This window comes from Aminobacter sp. MDW-2 (assembly GCF_014250155.1).
In the GTDB taxonomy this organism is placed as follows: domain Bacteria; phylum Pseudomonadota; class Alphaproteobacteria; order Rhizobiales; family Rhizobiaceae; genus Aminobacter; species Aminobacter ciceronei.
Window position 1 is genome coordinate 1,035,457 of record NZ_CP060197.1, and the last position, 14,951, is coordinate 1,050,407.

A 14,951-nucleotide genomic window follows, 5' to 3' on the forward strand; every position below is an offset into this window, starting at 1 on the left:
GCGTGGGGGCCTCGTCGAGCACGTCCGTGACGTGGGCTCTCAGCACCGCCGACAGAAACGCGTCACGCCGCCTTGCGCGTCTTCTTGGCGTGAACGTTCTGGTTCATGCGGAACATGTTGTCGGGGTCGTATTTGCGCTTCACTTCGAGCAGCCTGGTGTAGTTGGCGCCATAAGCCGCCTCGACACGATCGGCCTCATCAGCCGGCATGAAGTTGATGTAGGCGGTGCCGACAGCCTGCGGCCGCGTCGCTTCATAGATGTTGCGGGCCCAGCCGATGCAGGCCTTGTCCATCGACGCTTCGCGCCAGCGCGCATGCACGTTCATGACGAAGTGCGAATTGCGCTGCGGAAATGCCGTCGCATCGGTCGCCACCCGCCCGGCAGCGCCGCCGACATGGCCGACGAAGATTTCGCATTCCGGCCCCGGCAAGGCACGGATCGCGCTGTCGAGCATGTCGATGGTGGTATCTTCCAGATCGATGAAGTCGTGGCTCTTCCAGTAGTTGCGCGCGCCGGGCGCAAGCAGCGGATCGAACGCCATCTGCCATCCGGCGAACGGGTTCGGCCCGACGACGTCGACGATTGGCTGGCCGATGCCGCGCAAGGCAGCGGTCGCCTTCTCGCCGGCCTCGAGCTCGCCGCACCAGCACATCGCCAGCACCAGCACCTCCTTGCCGTGCCATTGCGCCGGCAGGAACGGCAGCGGCGGCGCCTGCCGCATCACAGTCCAGCAGGTCAGCTCGTCGGGCGCGTCCTCGAGCGCTTCGCGATATTGCCGTAGCACCGACTTGGCCTCGTCGAATGGGTGCACGACCAGCCCCGACAGCACCTGCGGGCCGAGCTTATGCAGCTTGAACTCGAAGGCGGTGACGACGCCGAAATTGCCGCCGCCGCCGCGTATCGCCCAGAACAGGTCGGGATGCTCGGCGGTGCTCGCCCGCACAAGCTCGCCATCCGCAGTCACCACGTCGGCCGACAGCAGATTGTCGATGGTCAGGCCGAGCTTGCGTGTCGTCCAGCCGAAGCCGCCGCCCAGCGTTAGCCCTGAAATGCCCGTCGTCGAGTTGATGCCGGTCGGCACCGCAAGGCCGAACGCCTGCGTTTCCTTGTCGACGTCGGCGAGGATGGCACCCGGCTCGACCCAGGCTCGCCGCGCCACCCTGTCGACGCGAACCGACCTCATCTGCGACAGGTCGATCATCATGCCGCCGTCGCACACGGCGCTGCCGGCGATGTTGTGGCCGCCGCCGCGTACCGAGACGAGCAGCTTGTTGTCGCGCGCGAACTTGACTGCGGCGATAACGTCGCTGGCGCCGACGCAGCGCACGACAAGGCCGGGGCGACGGTCGATCATGGCGTTCCAGACCGTACGCGCCTCGTCATAGCCGGCATCGCCGGCATTCAGCACTTGGCCGCGCAGGCTTGCTGCGAAAGCATCGAGGACAGGCGCGCTCACCATTGCCAGCCCGCCGTCAAGGGTCGTGAGGTTCAGGTCGTTCATGGAGCTTTCCTCCGCTCAGAGAAAAGGCCTCCTCATCCGCCGTGCCCCGTAATTCTGCGCCCGCGATCCGGCGGCAGCAAGGCAAGAGTGCCCATGTTGCGGGAAAGTGATGGGTTTTGGCGGATCGTCGGCATCGGCTGCGCGCCTTGTGGCACGCTCGGCCCACCGATCTTTGGAAGGCAGGGTTCTACTGACTAGTCGAGCAAAGCCAGATTCAGCTGTGCCAGCCGCTCCGGATCGGCGACGGCGTCGATGCCGACGATCCTGTCGCCGTTGAGCCTGAGCATCAGCACGACACGGAGCTTGCCCATCGGGGCGACCAACAGGCCGATCGCGCCGTCGACAAGCGCCGGCAGCGCGCCCTGCGCCCGGCCCTTGAAGCTTTGCGCCACGGCCTGCGCGCCGCGCAGTTCGGCAACGGCACCGAGATGTGCGGCGACGGCATCGGCGCGGAACACGACGTCGGGATCGAGCACGGCAAGCAAGCCGGCGAAATCGCCGCCGCGCGATGCCGCGAGAAACGCGTCGACAACCTGCCGCTGACGCGTCCGGTCGGGCGCGCGCGCCTCGTCGCTGCCCTGGACCCGGCGCCGGGCCCGGCTCGCCAGCTGCCGCGCCGCGACCGGCGTCCGCTCGACGACGGGGGCGATGTCATCGAAGGACAGGTCGAACATGTCGTGCAGCACAAAGGCGATGCGCTCGGCCGGTGCCAATTTCTCCAGCACCACCAGCAGTGCCAGGCCGACGGCGTCGGCCATCGCCAGCTCGCGTTCGGGATCGACGGCAGGGGCATCGTCGGCAATTTCGTCGGGCCCTTCGGTGTCGAGCTGCTCCTCGCGCCGCGACTTGCGCCGGCGCAGCATGTCGAGGCAGACGCGCGCCACCACCGTCGTCAGCCATCCCGAGAGATTGTCGATGTCGTCGGTGTCGGTGCGCGCCAGGCGCAGCCAGGTCTCCTGGACCGCGTCCTCGGCCTCGCTGGCCGCGCCTAGCATGCGGTAGGCGACGGCGCGCAGATGCCCGCGCTTCTCGGCGAATTTTTCGGCCAGAAAAATTTCTTCGTTCATAGGTCACATTCCCTGCTGCTGTTCCGTCAAGGCCATGACGAACGAATCCCGGCCGATGTGACAGAGACTGTCGCGGGGCCGGCGCCGTCAAGATCGAATGGACCCGAACCCGACAAGGAAGACTCACATGCAAGCTCGTATGACCAACCCCGCCATCCTGCTTCCCGATGCCATGCAGGCGCTGTTTGCGCTCAACAAGGCGACCGAGAGGGACGGCCTGCCCGAGGTGACGCGCAAGCTGGTCCATTTGCGCGCCAGCCAGATCAACGGCTGCAGCGTCTGTGTTCACATGCATTCGCTCGAACTCAGGAAGCTCGGCGAGAAGGACGACCGCATCTTCGCCGCCGCCGCCTGGCGCGACACGCCCTGGTTCACGCCGGCCGAGCGCGCAGCCCTTGCGCTGACGGAAGCCGTGACCCGCATCGCCGACAAGTCCGACCCGGTGACGGACGACGTCTGGGAAGAGGCGACGCGCTACTTCGACGAGAAGGCGATTTCGGCGCTGCTGCTATGCATTGCGGCGATCAATGTCTGGAACCGCCTCAACGCCGCGGTCCGCCAGGTCGCGGGTGCTGCCTGGAACTGACGATCCACGTCGTGCGCTCCCTCATCCTGCGCCTGTCGAAGGATGAGGGACAAGTACGCTAAACTACCGCGCGGCGATAAAGATGCCAGGTAGCATGGCCCAGCACCGGCAGCACCACCAGGAGGCCGAGAAAAAAGGGCAAGCAGGCTGCCAGCACCGCAACCGTCACCACCAGGCCCCAGCCGAGCATGACAAGCGGGCTCGCCAGCACCGCGCGGATCGATGTCAGCATGGCGGTGACGAAGTCGATTTCGCGGTCGAGCAGTATCGGGATTGAGATGACCGTGATGGAATACAGTACCAGCGCCAGTGCCGCGCCCTCGATATGGCCGATACCGAGGAAGATCCAGCCCTGGTTGGTGGTCAACACAAGATCGGCGAAGCGGTCGAGCGTGGCGTAGGACATGCGGCCGAGAATCAACGCCATCAGCAGCCTGATCTGGTACATCCAGACCCAGAACACGAACAGCATGACGAAAGCCATCCACGACACTTCGCGTCGGCGCTGGGCCCAGATCAAGTTGAGGACCTGTCCAAGCGTTGGCTTATGCCCGGCCTCCATTTGGCGGCTTACCTCATAGAATCCGACGGCGGCGAAGGGCCCGACCAGCGGGAAGCCGATCGCGAACGGATAGATCAGCCATGGGGCGTGCAGCACCAGCAGGGACGTTGTAATTGCCAAGCCGATCACCACGAAGACCAGCGCAATAGCGAGCCCGATGCGCGGGCTCCGGGCGAAGTCGGCGGCGCCCTCCGCCAGGCTCTGCCTGATGTCGGCTACGGTCAGTGCGCGCACTTCCGGCGGCCTAGCCGGTCGCCTCGCGTAGGTGTCCATATCCGCCATTCGTCCTCCCTCGCCCCGCGCTGCATCCGACCGCAGCGCTCTATCTGCGCGGCAACGCGACTTCCCGCATTGATCGAGATCAAGCGGGAGTGTTTCCGCATTAGACGTCTCGTTCACGCGTCGAACACGCTGGACTCACGCCTGCATGGCAAGCTCGCCGGGTCATGTCAGGAGACGGGAGGCCGAGATGGCTTACTCAGTGCATTCCAGCCACGGACATCAGACGGCGGATCTGACGATCCGGCTCCTCCAGGCCACTGCACGCCGTATCGCGGCAGCCGAGATGTGGTATCGCCGTGCCCAGAGCAGGCGGATCATCGCGGCACTCAGCCCGGAGCAGATGAAGGACATCGGCTACCCTGCCGTTGATGCCATTCCCAGCCTCGACGTCGAGGCTGGTCTCATGTCCAGATTGCAATCGATGCGATAACGAACCGTCGCGGGCAACACGCCGCGGGGTGGCGGTCGCCGGGGCATGCCGCGACGGCGATGGCCGTTGCGTTACGTCCCTGGCGCCTGCGTCAGGGCGATGGCCGTGCCGACGATCAGCATGGCTGCCACGCCTTGCAGCACGCTGACAACGACGCTGAGCAGCGCGCGGCCGAGACCAAGGTCGAGATTGCGGGCAAACCAGCGCGTTTCCACCGCCACGTACCAGACGATGGCAACGACCAACAGCAGCAGTGCCGCGACGCTCGCGGTGCTGTTGTGGACGCGCCACACCACGCCCGCCAGGCTGACGCCGAGGGCGAAGGGTGCCGCGACATAACACTGGCTGTAGAACGGCGGCTTCAAGGTTGCCCTGTCGATCCGGGCGCCGCGAAAGCGCAACAGCTTCACCGCCATCAGCAGCGGGAAAACGCTGAAGACGACGGCCCGAAAGATCAGAAGGTTGGAGTCGCTGGCGAGCATCGACGGCGCCACCCAGGAACGATCGCTGATGAAGCCGAGCTCCAGGCCATGCACGATCAGCAGCGTCAGCAGCAGGAACATCGGCGGGCTCATCGTGTCCTGGTACTGCTCGTCCACCTCGTCGGACAGCTCGACATTGGCATAGCGCATCATCTTGTCGGGGTCGCGCAATGCTCGCCACATCGTCAGCGGGTAAAACAGTAGCCACGACACGACCTCGTAGAGCAGTTCCTCGATCGATTTCAGCAGTCGCATGAAGTCCATGCGTCGCTCCTTCGCAGAGTGGTCCGCGCGGCATGATGACGGCGGGAATGGGTGAAGGGAAGGGCCGGGTGGCCGCTACAACCGCTTCAGGCGAAACCGCTGCCGGTATTGCGCCGGCGTAATGCCGGTATGGCGCCGGAACAGCCGGCGGAAGAACGCCGGATCCTCGTAGCCGACTGTCTCGGCGATTTCGTCCGTCGCGTCAGCGGTGGCCTCCAGCATCTGCTTGGCCTCCTCGATACGCAGGCTTTGCACATAATCGACAGGCGTGTAGCCGGTCGCCGCCTTGAAGCGGCGCTTGAAGGTGCGCTCGGGCAGACCGCTTTCGGCGACCATGCGCGTCACCGGATTGGCGCAGGCGTAATTGTCGGCGATCCAGAGCTGGCAGTTGCCGATTGCCGCATCCTCGTGGCGCCTGGGCTTGGCCATCGCGGCGAAAGGCAACTGGCCGTCGCTGCGGTCGCCGAGCAGGAACACTTTTGCGATGCGCGCTGCTTCCTCCCTGCCGCTGTAGCGCGCGATCAGGTGCAGTGCGAGGTCTTCCCAGGACGACGCGCCGCCGGTGGTGATCAGCTGTCCCTCAGGGTCCATGTCGCAGACGATGCGCTCGGGCCGGAATCGCACCAGGGGATAGTTGTCGCGGAAGATGTCGGCGGCGATCCAATGCGAGGCTGCGTCCTTGCCGTCGAGCAACCCCGCCTCGGCGAGGAAGATCGAGCCTGTGCACACCGAGCAGATGGTGGCGCCGGCGGACAGCTGCGCCCGGACCCATTCCATCTCATCGCCCCATCCGAGCGCCGCGCCACCCTCGAGCGGCAGCGCCAGGTCGGTGACGATCACCACGTCGGTATTCTCTGTGTCGGCGAATGTCGCATGCGGCTGGATCGGTGTGCCGATGGCGCAGGTGAACGCCTCCTTGCTTCGTGCCACGATCTCGGCTGAGATGGGCCGCGCCCTGGTCTGCTGCCCGGTCAGCCGGTCCCAGATCGAGCCCACCGCCGACAGCACCTCGAACAGCCCGTATACCGCCGCCGGTGTCGTCTGCGGCAAGGCAAGCAGGCTGATGCGGAGGGGTTCGGCCTGGGTTTTCATGTGCCATCAGTGGCACGTATGCCTCGTTTTTGTCCAGTATCGCTCTCGCGATCCGACTTCGACGTCCCTAGTGTCCGTCCAAGCCGCCCAGCGGGCGCGAGGAGATCGAAATGCCAGATCACATCAACACGACCAGCCGGCGCCGCTTCCTGCTCTCCGCAGCAGCGCTCGCCGTTTTGGGAGCAACCCAGGGGAGTCAGGCGATGGCCAGCGAAACCACCACAAAGACCGTCCGTTCCAATGGCGTCGAGATCGCCACGGAGGCATTCGGCGACCCGTCGGCGCCGCCCGTGCTGCTGATCATGGGGGCGATGGCCTCGATGCTGTGGTGGCCGGAAGAGTTCTGCCGCCGCATCGCCGCCAGCGGCCGCTATGTCATCCGCTACGACAACCGCGACACCGGCGTGTCGACCAAATTCCCGCCTGGCAAGCCACCCTATTCGATGGACGACATGGCCAAGGACGCCATCGCCGTGCTCGACGGCTACGGCATCGAAAAGGCCCATGTCGTCGGCATGTCGCTCGGCGGCATGATCGCCCAGATCCTGGCGTTGTCGGCGCCCAGCCGCGTCGCTTCGCTGACGTTGCTGTCGACGACGCCCATCGGCCTCGATCTCGACCTGCCGCCGCCGACACCGGCCTATATGGAGCATGCCGCGACGGGCGAAAACGTCGACTGGTCGAACCGCGCCCAGGCGACCGCATTCATCGCCAGCGAGGCCCGGGTGATCGCAAGCACAGCACATGCGCATGACGCGGTGAAGACGCTTGCCTTCATCGAGCGCGACCACGACCGCTCAGGCGGATATCTTTCGGCCACCAATCACTTCATGCTCGAGGGCGGTGAGACCTTGAAGGGCAAGCTTCCCGGACTGGAGGCGCCGCTTGTGGTCATTCATGGCACCGCCGACCCGATCTTCCCGGTCGTCCACGGCAAGGCGATCGCCGATGCGGTTCCAGGCTCTACATATCTCGCCGTCGCCGGCGGCGGCCACGAGCTGCACGAGGATGACTGGGGTATCGTCATCCCGGCCGTCGTCGACAACAGTGCGGTGCCTTTCTGAGACGCAGCCATCGTTGCCTGAAGCGCCCGGCCCCGCCGGGCGCGGCTTGGGCCAGACAGCCGCGATCGCGCGGACAGCCGCCTCAACAGGTGCGAAACCCGTTCACGGCACCCGCCGGGGCGGCTATAGCAGGGCATCCTCGATGCATTGGAGCCTGCCATGACCGACACAAGGACCGCCACCACCGACACGGTGCTCGATCGCTTCCTCCGTTATGTCGTCATCGACACCCAGTCCGATGCGAGCTCGCCGAGCCAGCCCTCGACCGAAAAGCAGAAGAACCTCGGCCGCCTGCTCGTCGAGGAGCTGTTGGCGATCGGCCTCACCGACGCCCATCTCGACGAGCATGGTTATGTCTACGCCACCGTGCCCGCCAATACCGAAAAGCAGATCCCGGTCATCTGCTTCTGTTCGCACATGGACACCGCGCCCGATTTCACCGGCACCAACGTCAAGCCGCAGATCCTGCGCAACTATGCCGGCGGCGACATCCAGCTTGTCGGCGACCCGCAGCAGGTCATCCGGGTCACCGAGCACCCCGAGCTGAAAAACCAGATCGGCAACGACATCGTCACAACAGACGGCACCACGCTGCTCGGTGCCGACGACAAGGCCGGCATCGCCGAGATCATGACGGCGGCACAGTTCCTCGTTGCCAACCCCGACATCAAGCATGGTGCGATCAAGCTTTTGTTCACCGCCGACGAGGAGATCGGCCGCGGCGTCGACAAGGTCGATTTCGCCAAGCTCGGCGCTGAATTCGCCTACACCATGGATGGCGAGACCGCTGGCCACATCGAGGACGAGACCTTTTCGGCCGACGGCGTCGACATCACCATTTCAGGCGTCGCCATCCATCCCGGCTTCGCCAAGGGCCGCATGGAAAACGCCATCAAGATCGTTGGCGCCATCGTCGACCGGCTGCCGAAGGAGCTTTCGCCCGAAACCACCGAGGGCCGCGAAGGCTTCCTCCACCCCACTGCGCTGTCGGGCTCGATGGAAAAGGCCTCGCTCAGCTTGATCGTGCGCGATTTCACCGAAGCTGGCCTCGTCGCCAAGGAAAAGCTGCTCGAAGACATCGTCAAGGACGTGATGAAGGCCTATCCCGGCTCGACCTACAGCTTCACGGTCAAGGAGCAGTACCGCAACATGAAGGTGGTGCTCGACCGCCATCCCGAGATCGTCGACAACGCGCTCGAAGCCGTCCGCCGCGCCGGCATGGAGCCGTTGCGCGGCAGCATCCGCGGCGGCACCGACGGCTCGCGCCTGTCCTTCATGGGCCTGCCCTGCCCCAACATTTTCGCCGGCGGCCACGCCTTCCACTCCCCGCTGGAATGGGTCAGCCGCCAAGACATGGAAAAGGCGGTGACGACGATCGTGGAGCTGGCGAAGGTGTGGGAGGAAAGGGCGTAAGGGGGCGCCAGGTTGGTTTTGCGCCAATATCTGCAATCGCCTGCTTATACGTCGCAGTTTGGGCAGATTGCGGATTAGCCCTCAAGACGGTGAAACGAAAAGGCCCGCCGAGCGGCGGGCCGGGCATTTGCGGTCTTGAAACCTAGAACGCCGTGTTGAAGCCAACCGTACCTTTGAAGCCGTTGCTGCCCTCGAAACTGGTCGAAGCCAGCGCTTCGCCGTAGAGGGCGTATTTGCCTCCGGCCCAGCGGTAGGTGCCGCCAATGCCGAGTTCCGCGCCGAAGGAATCGGGCTCGAACGCGACCTTGGTACCCGCCACGTCGACCGCCGTTCCGTCCAGGAATTCGTAGGTAAGATTGGCGATGCCATAGACATGGCTGCGGCTCGCGCCGCCGCCTGCGTCATAGTCCAGCGCCAGGCCGATCCGGCCTTTCAGGCTGTCGCCGGCCACCAGCGACACCTTGGCGCCGAACGGATCGGCGAAATCGTCGAAATCGACGGAGGTGTAGGCAAGCTGGGCCTGCGGGGTCACCGACCAGGTGCCGCCGACCGACAGCTTGCGGCCGGCTTCGATGCTGAAGGCATAGCCAAGGCCTTGATTGCCGTCGACGAGCTTGCCGACGGTGTCGGCGGCAACGTCGCTCGACAGGCGGCTAACAGAGGCCTGTCCGTCGACATAGATGCCGTTGCTGCCATACCAGGTCAGCGTCGCGCCGCCGCCATAGGCAACTGTCGCATTGGTGCCGTTGCCGAGGCTGGAGCCGATGTCGGCGTTGACCCGGCCATATTGCGCATTGATGCCGCCGATCAGCCTGCCTGAGCCGGTTTCGGCGAACAAGCCATCAATGCCTGCCTGTACGAGATAGCGGTTGCTGTCATAGGAGGTGCCAGTGGTCGAAACGCCCTCGACATGGCCATGCGCGCCTTCGATCCGCGTCCAGAAATTGCGCGGGCCGGCCTCACCTCCGGCGCTATCCGTCGCTTCACTCGCCCCGGGCCAGTAGCGGTCGCCGACGCGCTGCTGCAGCGTCGGCAGCTCGGCCAAGCCAAGCAAGACGATCGGATAGTTCTCATAGACCGGCACCGTCGGCGCCAGCGTATCGGTCATGCGCAGGTACCAGTCGCCGTCTGTGGGATCGGCGATGCCGTTCTGGAACAGGCCGTAGAGATAGGCCCCGCCGATCGCCGGACCAGCCAGCACGAAGGCATCGGCGGCGGATGTGCCCGCCACGTCGACAATCTTGATACCGTCGCCGGTCGTTTCCGCTCCGGCGCCGCCGAGATTGGTGACGAAGATTCTGGTCGCACCGGTTCCGAGGATCGAGTTGCCTGTTATGGCGAGAAGATCGGTGGGCGAGGCATCGTTGCCGAGGACGGCCTCGATCAGCAGGGTGCCGCCATTGCTCGTGTAGTTGCCGGCGACAGTCAGCGTGCCGATGCTGTTTCCGGGCGCAATGGTGCCGCCGGCATAGTTAGCGGTGTTTCCGACCGAGCCCACGCCTGCCAGGACGCCGCCGCGCACATCCATGATGCCGCCGAGGACGCCGTTGACGACGAGCATGCCGCCATGGACACTGGTCAGCCCGTTGAAGCCGGTCTGGTTGGCGTTGAAGATGGTGCGGCCGGCGAGCTGGTTGATGGCGCCGCTGCCGTTGATCGGCAGGTCGAAAATGTAGCCGGTTTCGGTGTGGTTGAAGTTGATCTCGGCACTGGCCGCGAGGGTTATCGCCGACGCCTGGAGCGTTCCGGCACCGGTCGCCGCCTGGCCAACCGCGCCGCCGATGTTCAGCGCTGCGTGGCTGCTGGCATGCACGCTACCGACGACAAGGGCCGAGTTGCCGTTGTTCACTACCACCCTGCCGTCATCGGCAAGGGTCAGGGCACCCTTGCCCCTGGTTCCGAGAGTGACCGCGGTCCCGTTGAGCACCGACCCGTCCCCGGAAACAAGGACACTGAAATTTGGGAGGACGCCGCCTGGGCTGGTGGAGATGTTCACGGCCGTCCCGGTCATGACGCCGCCGTCCAGGATCGAGAGCGAACCCTGGTACATTGCTATCGTCGAGCCCGAGTCCCATCGGGATCCTTCGCCGGACACCTCAGCTGTGACCAGTGCGGTGTTGAAGCTGAGGTTTCCAACGCCGCCGAAGGAGGTGTTGCCGGTGATGTCGACCACGCCGCCGTCGCGAACGTAGATGTAGCTGGTGCCGTTAGTGGACGTGAAGCCGCCGGCTTCCAGCGTCGAGCCTTCGCCCATGACGTTGATGGTGGCCGTGCCTTGCGAGCCTGGCGTGTGAACCCTTATGCCCCCCGTCGTCGTGTAAACGGCGCCATTCTCGATGGTCAGGGTCGATTGGCTTCCCGCGCCGCCGCTCAAGTCATTCGGGTCGGTGCCTGTCGCGACCAGCCGGGTGCCCTGACCTGACAACGTCAGGCTCGCCACTTGGCCGTCCCCGCCGGCAATATCCAATTGCGACACGGTTCCACCGGCGGAAGAGCCGAATGTGACGTCGCTGCCGCCAGAGATGAGCGTGTGTCCATCGTTGATGCTGATTGTCGTAATGCCGGAGCCAGCGGCCTCGTTGATGATGAGTTCGCCCCCGCCGACCTTCGAAAGCAAACCCGTGTTCAGGCTGCCAGTGCCCTGGATCTGGCCTGAGAGCGTCAGGCTCGCGCCGCTCGCGACGTTGAAGACCGCAGCCGAACTGTAGGAGAGCGTATTGGCGCCGGTGGCGATCGTGATCGCCTTTCCGGCGATCGCGGGAGGCGGGCTGGTGATCTGGAAACTGGATGTCAGCATGATTGTCGATGCTGCATCAGGGCTCGCCTGGGCGTCCGCTATCGCCTGGTAGAGTTCCGTCTGGTTCGAGGCGACGAAGTTCGCTGCCCTTGCCGCGGGAAGTGTTCCCCCCATTGCCAAAGCGGCAATGCAGACGCCTGAAAGAAGTTTGTATTTGCTGGTTGATTGGGTACCCGGTGCGCCCCCGTTCGCGCAAGACTGCTTCATTCCAATTCCCTGTATGCACTGCCTGAGATTCGTTACATTGACGCCAATTGCAGTTTCTTGACAAGGAAAAGTGGTCTCGTATCTGAGAAAGACTTAATGAAATCTGACCCGCTCGGTACGCAGGCTCTGCGATATTTTCAAATTAGCTCTCGATAATATTATGAATCTCCGATAAATCCGGACGTTCGTTCGCTGTCTCGTAGGTGAAGCTGCTTGAGGATCCTACCTAGATCACGTTCAGCTCGCGGAACGCTCGCCCTTCCGCGATGCGCTGGTAGCCGAAGGCCGAACAGTCGATGGTACGGTAGGTGCCATGGACAAGGAGCTCGGCGAGCGCCTTGCCGACCGCCGGCGCCTGCTGCAGGCCGTGGCCGGAGAAGCCATTGGCGAAAATGAAGTTCTGAACCTCGGGATGCGGGCCGATGACGGCGTTCTGGTCGAGCGCGTTGTAGTCGTAGTGCCCGACCCAGGCTTGCGTCGCCTTGATCGCCTCGAAGGCCGGCACGCGGGTGGCCAGCACCGGCCAGATCACCTCCTCGAACAGCCCCCAGTCGGGGTTGAAATCCGTGGGGTCGGCAGCCAACTCGCCATCCTCACTTTCGGCCCCGCCCGTGATGTAGACCGAACCTTCGGGGCGGACATAGACGCCGGAGGGGTCGACCATCAGCGGCATGTCGGCGAATTTTTCGCGCGCCTCGAAGACGAAGACGTTGCGTTTGCGCGGCTCGACCGGCAGAGCGAGACCGGCCATGGCGGCGACCTTGCCGGCGTTCGGCCCGGCGGCGTTGAACAGCGTGCCGGTTTCCAGCCGCTCGCCGGTGGCAAGCGTCACTGCCGTAACGCGGTTGCCTGAGCGCTCGATGCCCGTGACCTCCGACGTGATCATGTCGATGTTCTTGGTCTTCAGCGCCTTGCGGAACAGGCCGAGCATGGCATGCGCATCGAACCAGCCTTCGCCTGTGCGGCCATAGGCGCCGGCGGAAATACCCTCGGTCGAGATCCAGGAGAAGCGCTTCGCCAGCTGCTCGGCATCCTCGAGCACGATGTCGGCGCCCTCGGCCATCTGGGCCTCGTGGTTGGCCTTGAGAATCGGCAGGCCGTTGTCGCCGGCGAGGATGAGGTAGCCGCCCTCGCGGAAGCCGATATCGGCGTCAGGGCCGAACTCCTCCTTGAGCCGTCGGAACAGGCCAAGCGTGAACTGCGACAGGCGGATGTTTTCGGGGATCGAGAATTGCTGGCGGATCGAGGCGCAGGACAAAGTGGTCGCGGCATGGGCAAATTGCGGGTCGCGCTCGATCAGGGCAATCGAGCCGGTAAAACCCTCCTCGCGCAGATAATAGGCGATCGAGCTGCCGACGATCGCGCCGCCTGTGATGACCACGTCGTGGCGTGCCATGGAGTGTTCCCGTCTGTCTGTGATGGAGGACAAAAGCAGTTACGCCGTCGTCCGGCAAGGACTTGCAAGGGCCAGCATTGCCGGGCAAGAAGACCAGATGCAACATTCCCTGCCCCGCCCGCGCCGCTCGGTGCTGTTCGTGCCCGCCACCAACGAAAAGGCGATCGCCAAGCTTGCGCAGCTTGCCTGCGACACCGTCATCTTCGACCTGGAAGATGCCGTGCTGCCCGAGCAGAAAGCCGCGGCGCGCGACAGGCTGGCAAAATTCTTCGCCGAACGGCCGGCAGGCGCGCGTGAATATGTCGTGCGCATCAACGGGCTGAAAAGTCCGTGGGGGGCGGACGATCTTGCTGCCGCCAGCGGCTGGGCCACCGATGGCGTTGTGCTGCCCAAGATCGAGACGCCGCGTGACCTGCTGGAAGCCAATGACGTGCTCGACGAGGCCGACGCCCCCGACACGCTCAAGCTCTGGGCGATGATCGAGACGCCGCGGGCGCTGGTCAATCTCGCGGCCATCGCCGAGCTCGGCCGCGATCCTTCGGCACGGCTGTCGTGCCTGATCGCCGGGCTCAACGACCTCGCCAAGGACACCGGCGTCAAGCTCACGCCGGACCGCCGCTATGTCCAGCCCTGGCTGATGCAGATGGTGCTTTGCGCGCGAGCTGGGGGGATCGACATGCTCGACAGCGTGTCCAACGATTTCCGCGATCTCGATGCCTTCGCCGCCGAATGCGGCGAGGCCGCCGCCATGGGATTCTCGGGCAAGACCGTCATCCACCCGGCCCAGATCGGCCCGGCCAATGCGGCGTTCTCGCCGTCGGTCGAGGCACTTGCCGAAGCGCGCGCCGTCGTCGATGCCTTCGCGCTTCCTGAGAATACGTCCTCAGGTGTAATCTCGCTCGGCGGCAAGATGGTCGAAAGGCTGCACCTTGCGGAGGCCGAGCGGCTTCTGGCGCGGGCAGCGCAGCTCGAAAGCCTCAGGCACTGAAAGGGACACCGCCATGAAACTCTACCGCTTCCTGACCGGCCCTGACGACGCCACCTTCTGCCACAAGGTCACGGCTGCGGTGAACAAGGGCTGGCACCTGTTCGGCTCGCCGACCTATTCCTTCGACGCCGAAACCAGGACGATGCGCTGCGGCCAGGCGGTGGTGAAGGATGTCGAGGGCGCCGAATACACGCCTGACATCAAGCTCGGCGACTACTGATCTCAGGTTCTGCCGCTATTCGGCGGCTTCCTCCAGCCGCTCCATATCCTCGTCGGACAGGCCGAAATGGTGGCCGATCTCGTGGATCAGCACATGGGTGACGATGTCGCCCAGCGTCTCCTCGTTCTCGGCCCAGTAGTCGAGAATGGCGCGGCGGTAGAGCGTGACGCGGTTGGGGCCCTCGCCAGTCTGTGGGTTCCAGCGCTCGGCGATGCCGCGGCCCTCGAACAGGCCGAGCAGGTCGAACGGCGTTTCCAGCGACAGGTCGTCCATGATCTCGTCGGTCGGGAATTCGGCCAACTGAATGACGACCTCGCCGGTCAGCTGGCGAAACTCTTCCGGCAGATGCGCATAGGCTTCGAGCGCCAGAAGCTCCATCTCCTCGATCGAGGGCGAAAGCTGGTCGTGCCAGGCGCGGGTCTTGTAAATGCGGGCCATTCTTTGTCCTTTTGGGGGGCATATAGCCCTTTGCCGCCGCGCTTACGAGGCCTTTGCCGCTCGGGCGCCAAATTAGCGGCGACAGCAGAAGGAGAGGAGAGGAATAAATTCTCCTTGAATCGGCTTGACTCTCCAGGGCGCCTCTGGAATCTATAGGAACA

The 14,951-nt window shown here is 64.6% G+C and carries 14 protein-coding genes; 6 read left to right on the plus strand and 8 right to left on the minus strand.

Going from position 1 to position 14,951, the window contains the following annotated elements; translation table 11 throughout:
- Positions 1-62: 62 nt before the first annotated feature.
- Positions 63-1,502, minus strand: a complete 1,440-nt coding sequence (locus H5P29_RS05020; RefSeq protein WP_154386268.1) for an FAD-binding oxidoreductase — start codon at positions 1,500-1,502, stop codon at positions 63-65.
- 194 nt (positions 1,503-1,696) lie between these two features.
- Positions 1,697-2,569: a sigma-70 family RNA polymerase sigma factor gene (locus H5P29_RS05025; protein WP_154386269.1), complete on the minus strand. Its 873-nt coding sequence runs from the start codon at positions 2,567-2,569 to the stop codon at positions 1,697-1,699.
- A gap of 127 nt (positions 2,570-2,696) precedes the next feature.
- Here H5P29_RS05025 and H5P29_RS05030 point away from each other — a divergent pair, with 127 nt between their 5' ends.
- Entirely contained in the window at positions 2,697-3,155 is a 459-nt protein-coding gene (locus H5P29_RS05030; protein WP_154386270.1) for a carboxymuconolactone decarboxylase family protein, read from the plus strand.
- Positions 3,156-3,213: 58 nt separating this feature from the next.
- Here H5P29_RS05030 and H5P29_RS05035 read toward each other — a convergent pair whose 3' ends face one another.
- Positions 3,214-3,999, minus strand: a complete 786-nt coding sequence (locus tag H5P29_RS05035; RefSeq protein ID WP_067955918.1) for a DUF2189 domain-containing protein — start codon at positions 3,997-3,999, stop codon at positions 3,214-3,216.
- Positions 4,000-4,186: 187 nt separating this feature from the next.
- Here H5P29_RS05035 and H5P29_RS05040 point away from each other — a divergent pair, with 187 nt between their 5' ends.
- Positions 4,187-4,429: a DUF1127 domain-containing protein gene (locus tag H5P29_RS05040; protein ID WP_182574047.1), complete on the plus strand. Its 243-nt coding sequence runs from the start codon at positions 4,187-4,189 to the stop codon at positions 4,427-4,429.
- Between the two features lie 71 nt (positions 4,430-4,500).
- Here the strand turns inward: H5P29_RS05040 and H5P29_RS05045 are convergent, their stop codons facing one another.
- Both H5P29_RS05045 and H5P29_RS05050 read right to left on the minus strand, forming a co-directional pair.
- Positions 4,501-5,175: a permease gene (locus H5P29_RS05045; protein WP_154386272.1), complete on the minus strand. Its 675-nt coding sequence runs from the start codon at positions 5,173-5,175 to the stop codon at positions 4,501-4,503.
- A 75-nt stretch (positions 5,176-5,250) separates the two neighbouring features.
- Positions 5,251-6,267 carry a GlxA family transcriptional regulator gene (locus H5P29_RS05050; protein ID WP_154386273.1) on the minus strand — a complete coding sequence of 339 codons (1,017 nt, stop codon included), beginning with the start codon at positions 6,265-6,267 and terminating at the stop codon, positions 5,251-5,253.
- 203 nt (positions 6,268-6,470) lie between these two features.
- On the opposite strand from H5P29_RS05050, the gene H5P29_RS05055 reads away from it, so the two are divergent.
- Complete coding sequence (locus H5P29_RS05055; protein WP_154386309.1) at positions 6,471-7,331, plus strand: alpha/beta fold hydrolase; 861 nt, start codon at positions 6,471-6,473, stop codon at positions 7,329-7,331.
- A 159-nt stretch (positions 7,332-7,490) separates the two neighbouring features.
- On the plus strand, positions 7,491-8,744 hold the full coding sequence (pepT, locus tag H5P29_RS05060) for a peptidase T (protein ID WP_154386274.1): 1,254 nt from the start codon (positions 7,491-7,493) through the stop codon (positions 8,742-8,744).
- Positions 8,745-8,886: 142 nt separating this feature from the next.
- Here pepT and H5P29_RS05065 read toward each other — a convergent pair whose 3' ends face one another.
- Both H5P29_RS05065 and H5P29_RS05070 read right to left on the minus strand, forming a co-directional pair.
- A complete protein-coding gene (locus H5P29_RS05065) occupies positions 8,887-11,655 on the minus strand; it encodes an autotransporter outer membrane beta-barrel domain-containing protein (protein ID WP_182574046.1) in 2,769 nt (922 codons plus the stop codon).
- Between the two features lie 319 nt (positions 11,656-11,974).
- A complete protein-coding gene (locus tag H5P29_RS05070) occupies positions 11,975-13,144 on the minus strand; it encodes an FAD-binding oxidoreductase (RefSeq protein ID WP_154386276.1) in 1,170 nt (389 codons plus the stop codon).
- Between the two features lie 97 nt (positions 13,145-13,241).
- Between H5P29_RS05070 and H5P29_RS05075 the strand changes: the two genes are divergently transcribed.
- Together H5P29_RS05075 and H5P29_RS05080 are read left to right on the plus strand one after the other, a co-directional pair.
- On the plus strand, positions 13,242-14,132 hold the full coding sequence (locus H5P29_RS05075; RefSeq protein WP_154386277.1) for a CoA ester lyase: 891 nt from the start codon (positions 13,242-13,244) through the stop codon (positions 14,130-14,132).
- A gap of 13 nt (positions 14,133-14,145) precedes the next feature.
- Positions 14,146-14,352 (plus strand): DUF1737 domain-containing protein, encoded by a 207-nt coding sequence (locus tag H5P29_RS05080; RefSeq protein WP_067955933.1) that lies wholly within the window; start codon positions 14,146-14,148, stop codon positions 14,350-14,352.
- A 15-nt stretch (positions 14,353-14,367) separates the two neighbouring features.
- On the opposite strand, the gene H5P29_RS05085 is transcribed toward H5P29_RS05080, so the two are convergent.
- Positions 14,368-14,790 carry a metallopeptidase family protein gene (locus H5P29_RS05085; protein ID WP_067955935.1) on the minus strand — a complete coding sequence of 141 codons (423 nt, stop codon included), beginning with the start codon at positions 14,788-14,790 and terminating at the stop codon, positions 14,368-14,370.
- Positions 14,791-14,951 lie beyond the last annotated feature (161 nt).

Coding starts and splice junctions, on each gene's coding strand:
- H5P29_RS05025 (WP_154386269.1), bottom strand. CDS start 2,569: ATGAACGAAGAAATTTTTCTGGCCGAAAAATTCGCCGAGAAGCGCGGG.
- H5P29_RS05075 (WP_154386277.1), top strand. CDS start 13,242: ATGCAACATTCCCTGCCCCGCCCGCGCCGCTCGGTGCTGTTCGTGCCC.
- H5P29_RS05065 (WP_182574046.1), bottom strand. CDS start 11,655: ATGGGGGGAACACTTCCCGCGGCAAGGGCAGCGAACTTCGTCGCCTCG.
- H5P29_RS05080 (WP_067955933.1), top strand. CDS start 14,146: ATGAAACTCTACCGCTTCCTGACCGGCCCTGACGACGCCACCTTCTGC.
- H5P29_RS05070 (WP_154386276.1), bottom strand. CDS start 13,144: ATGGCACGCCACGACGTGGTCATCACAGGCGGCGCGATCGTCGGCAGC.
- H5P29_RS05040 (WP_182574047.1), top strand. CDS start 4,187: ATGGCTTACTCAGTGCATTCCAGCCACGGACATCAGACGGCGGATCTG.
- H5P29_RS05055 (WP_154386309.1), top strand. CDS start 6,471: ATGGCCAGCGAAACCACCACAAAGACCGTCCGTTCCAATGGCGTCGAG.
- H5P29_RS05030 (WP_154386270.1), top strand. CDS start 2,697: ATGCAAGCTCGTATGACCAACCCCGCCATCCTGCTTCCCGATGCCATG.
- H5P29_RS05045 (WP_154386272.1), bottom strand. CDS start 5,175: ATGGACTTCATGCGACTGCTGAAATCGATCGAGGAACTGCTCTACGAG.
- H5P29_RS05085 (WP_067955935.1), bottom strand. CDS start 14,790: ATGGCCCGCATTTACAAGACCCGCGCCTGGCACGACCAGCTTTCGCCC.
- pepT (WP_154386274.1), top strand. CDS start 7,491: ATGACCGACACAAGGACCGCCACCACCGACACGGTGCTCGATCGCTTC.
- H5P29_RS05020 (WP_154386268.1), bottom strand. CDS start 1,502: ATGAACGACCTGAACCTCACGACCCTTGACGGCGGGCTGGCAATGGTG.
- H5P29_RS05035 (WP_067955918.1), bottom strand. CDS start 3,999: ATGGCGGATATGGACACCTACGCGAGGCGACCGGCTAGGCCGCCGGAA.
- H5P29_RS05050 (WP_154386273.1), bottom strand. CDS start 6,267: ATGAAAACCCAGGCCGAACCCCTCCGCATCAGCCTGCTTGCCTTGCCG.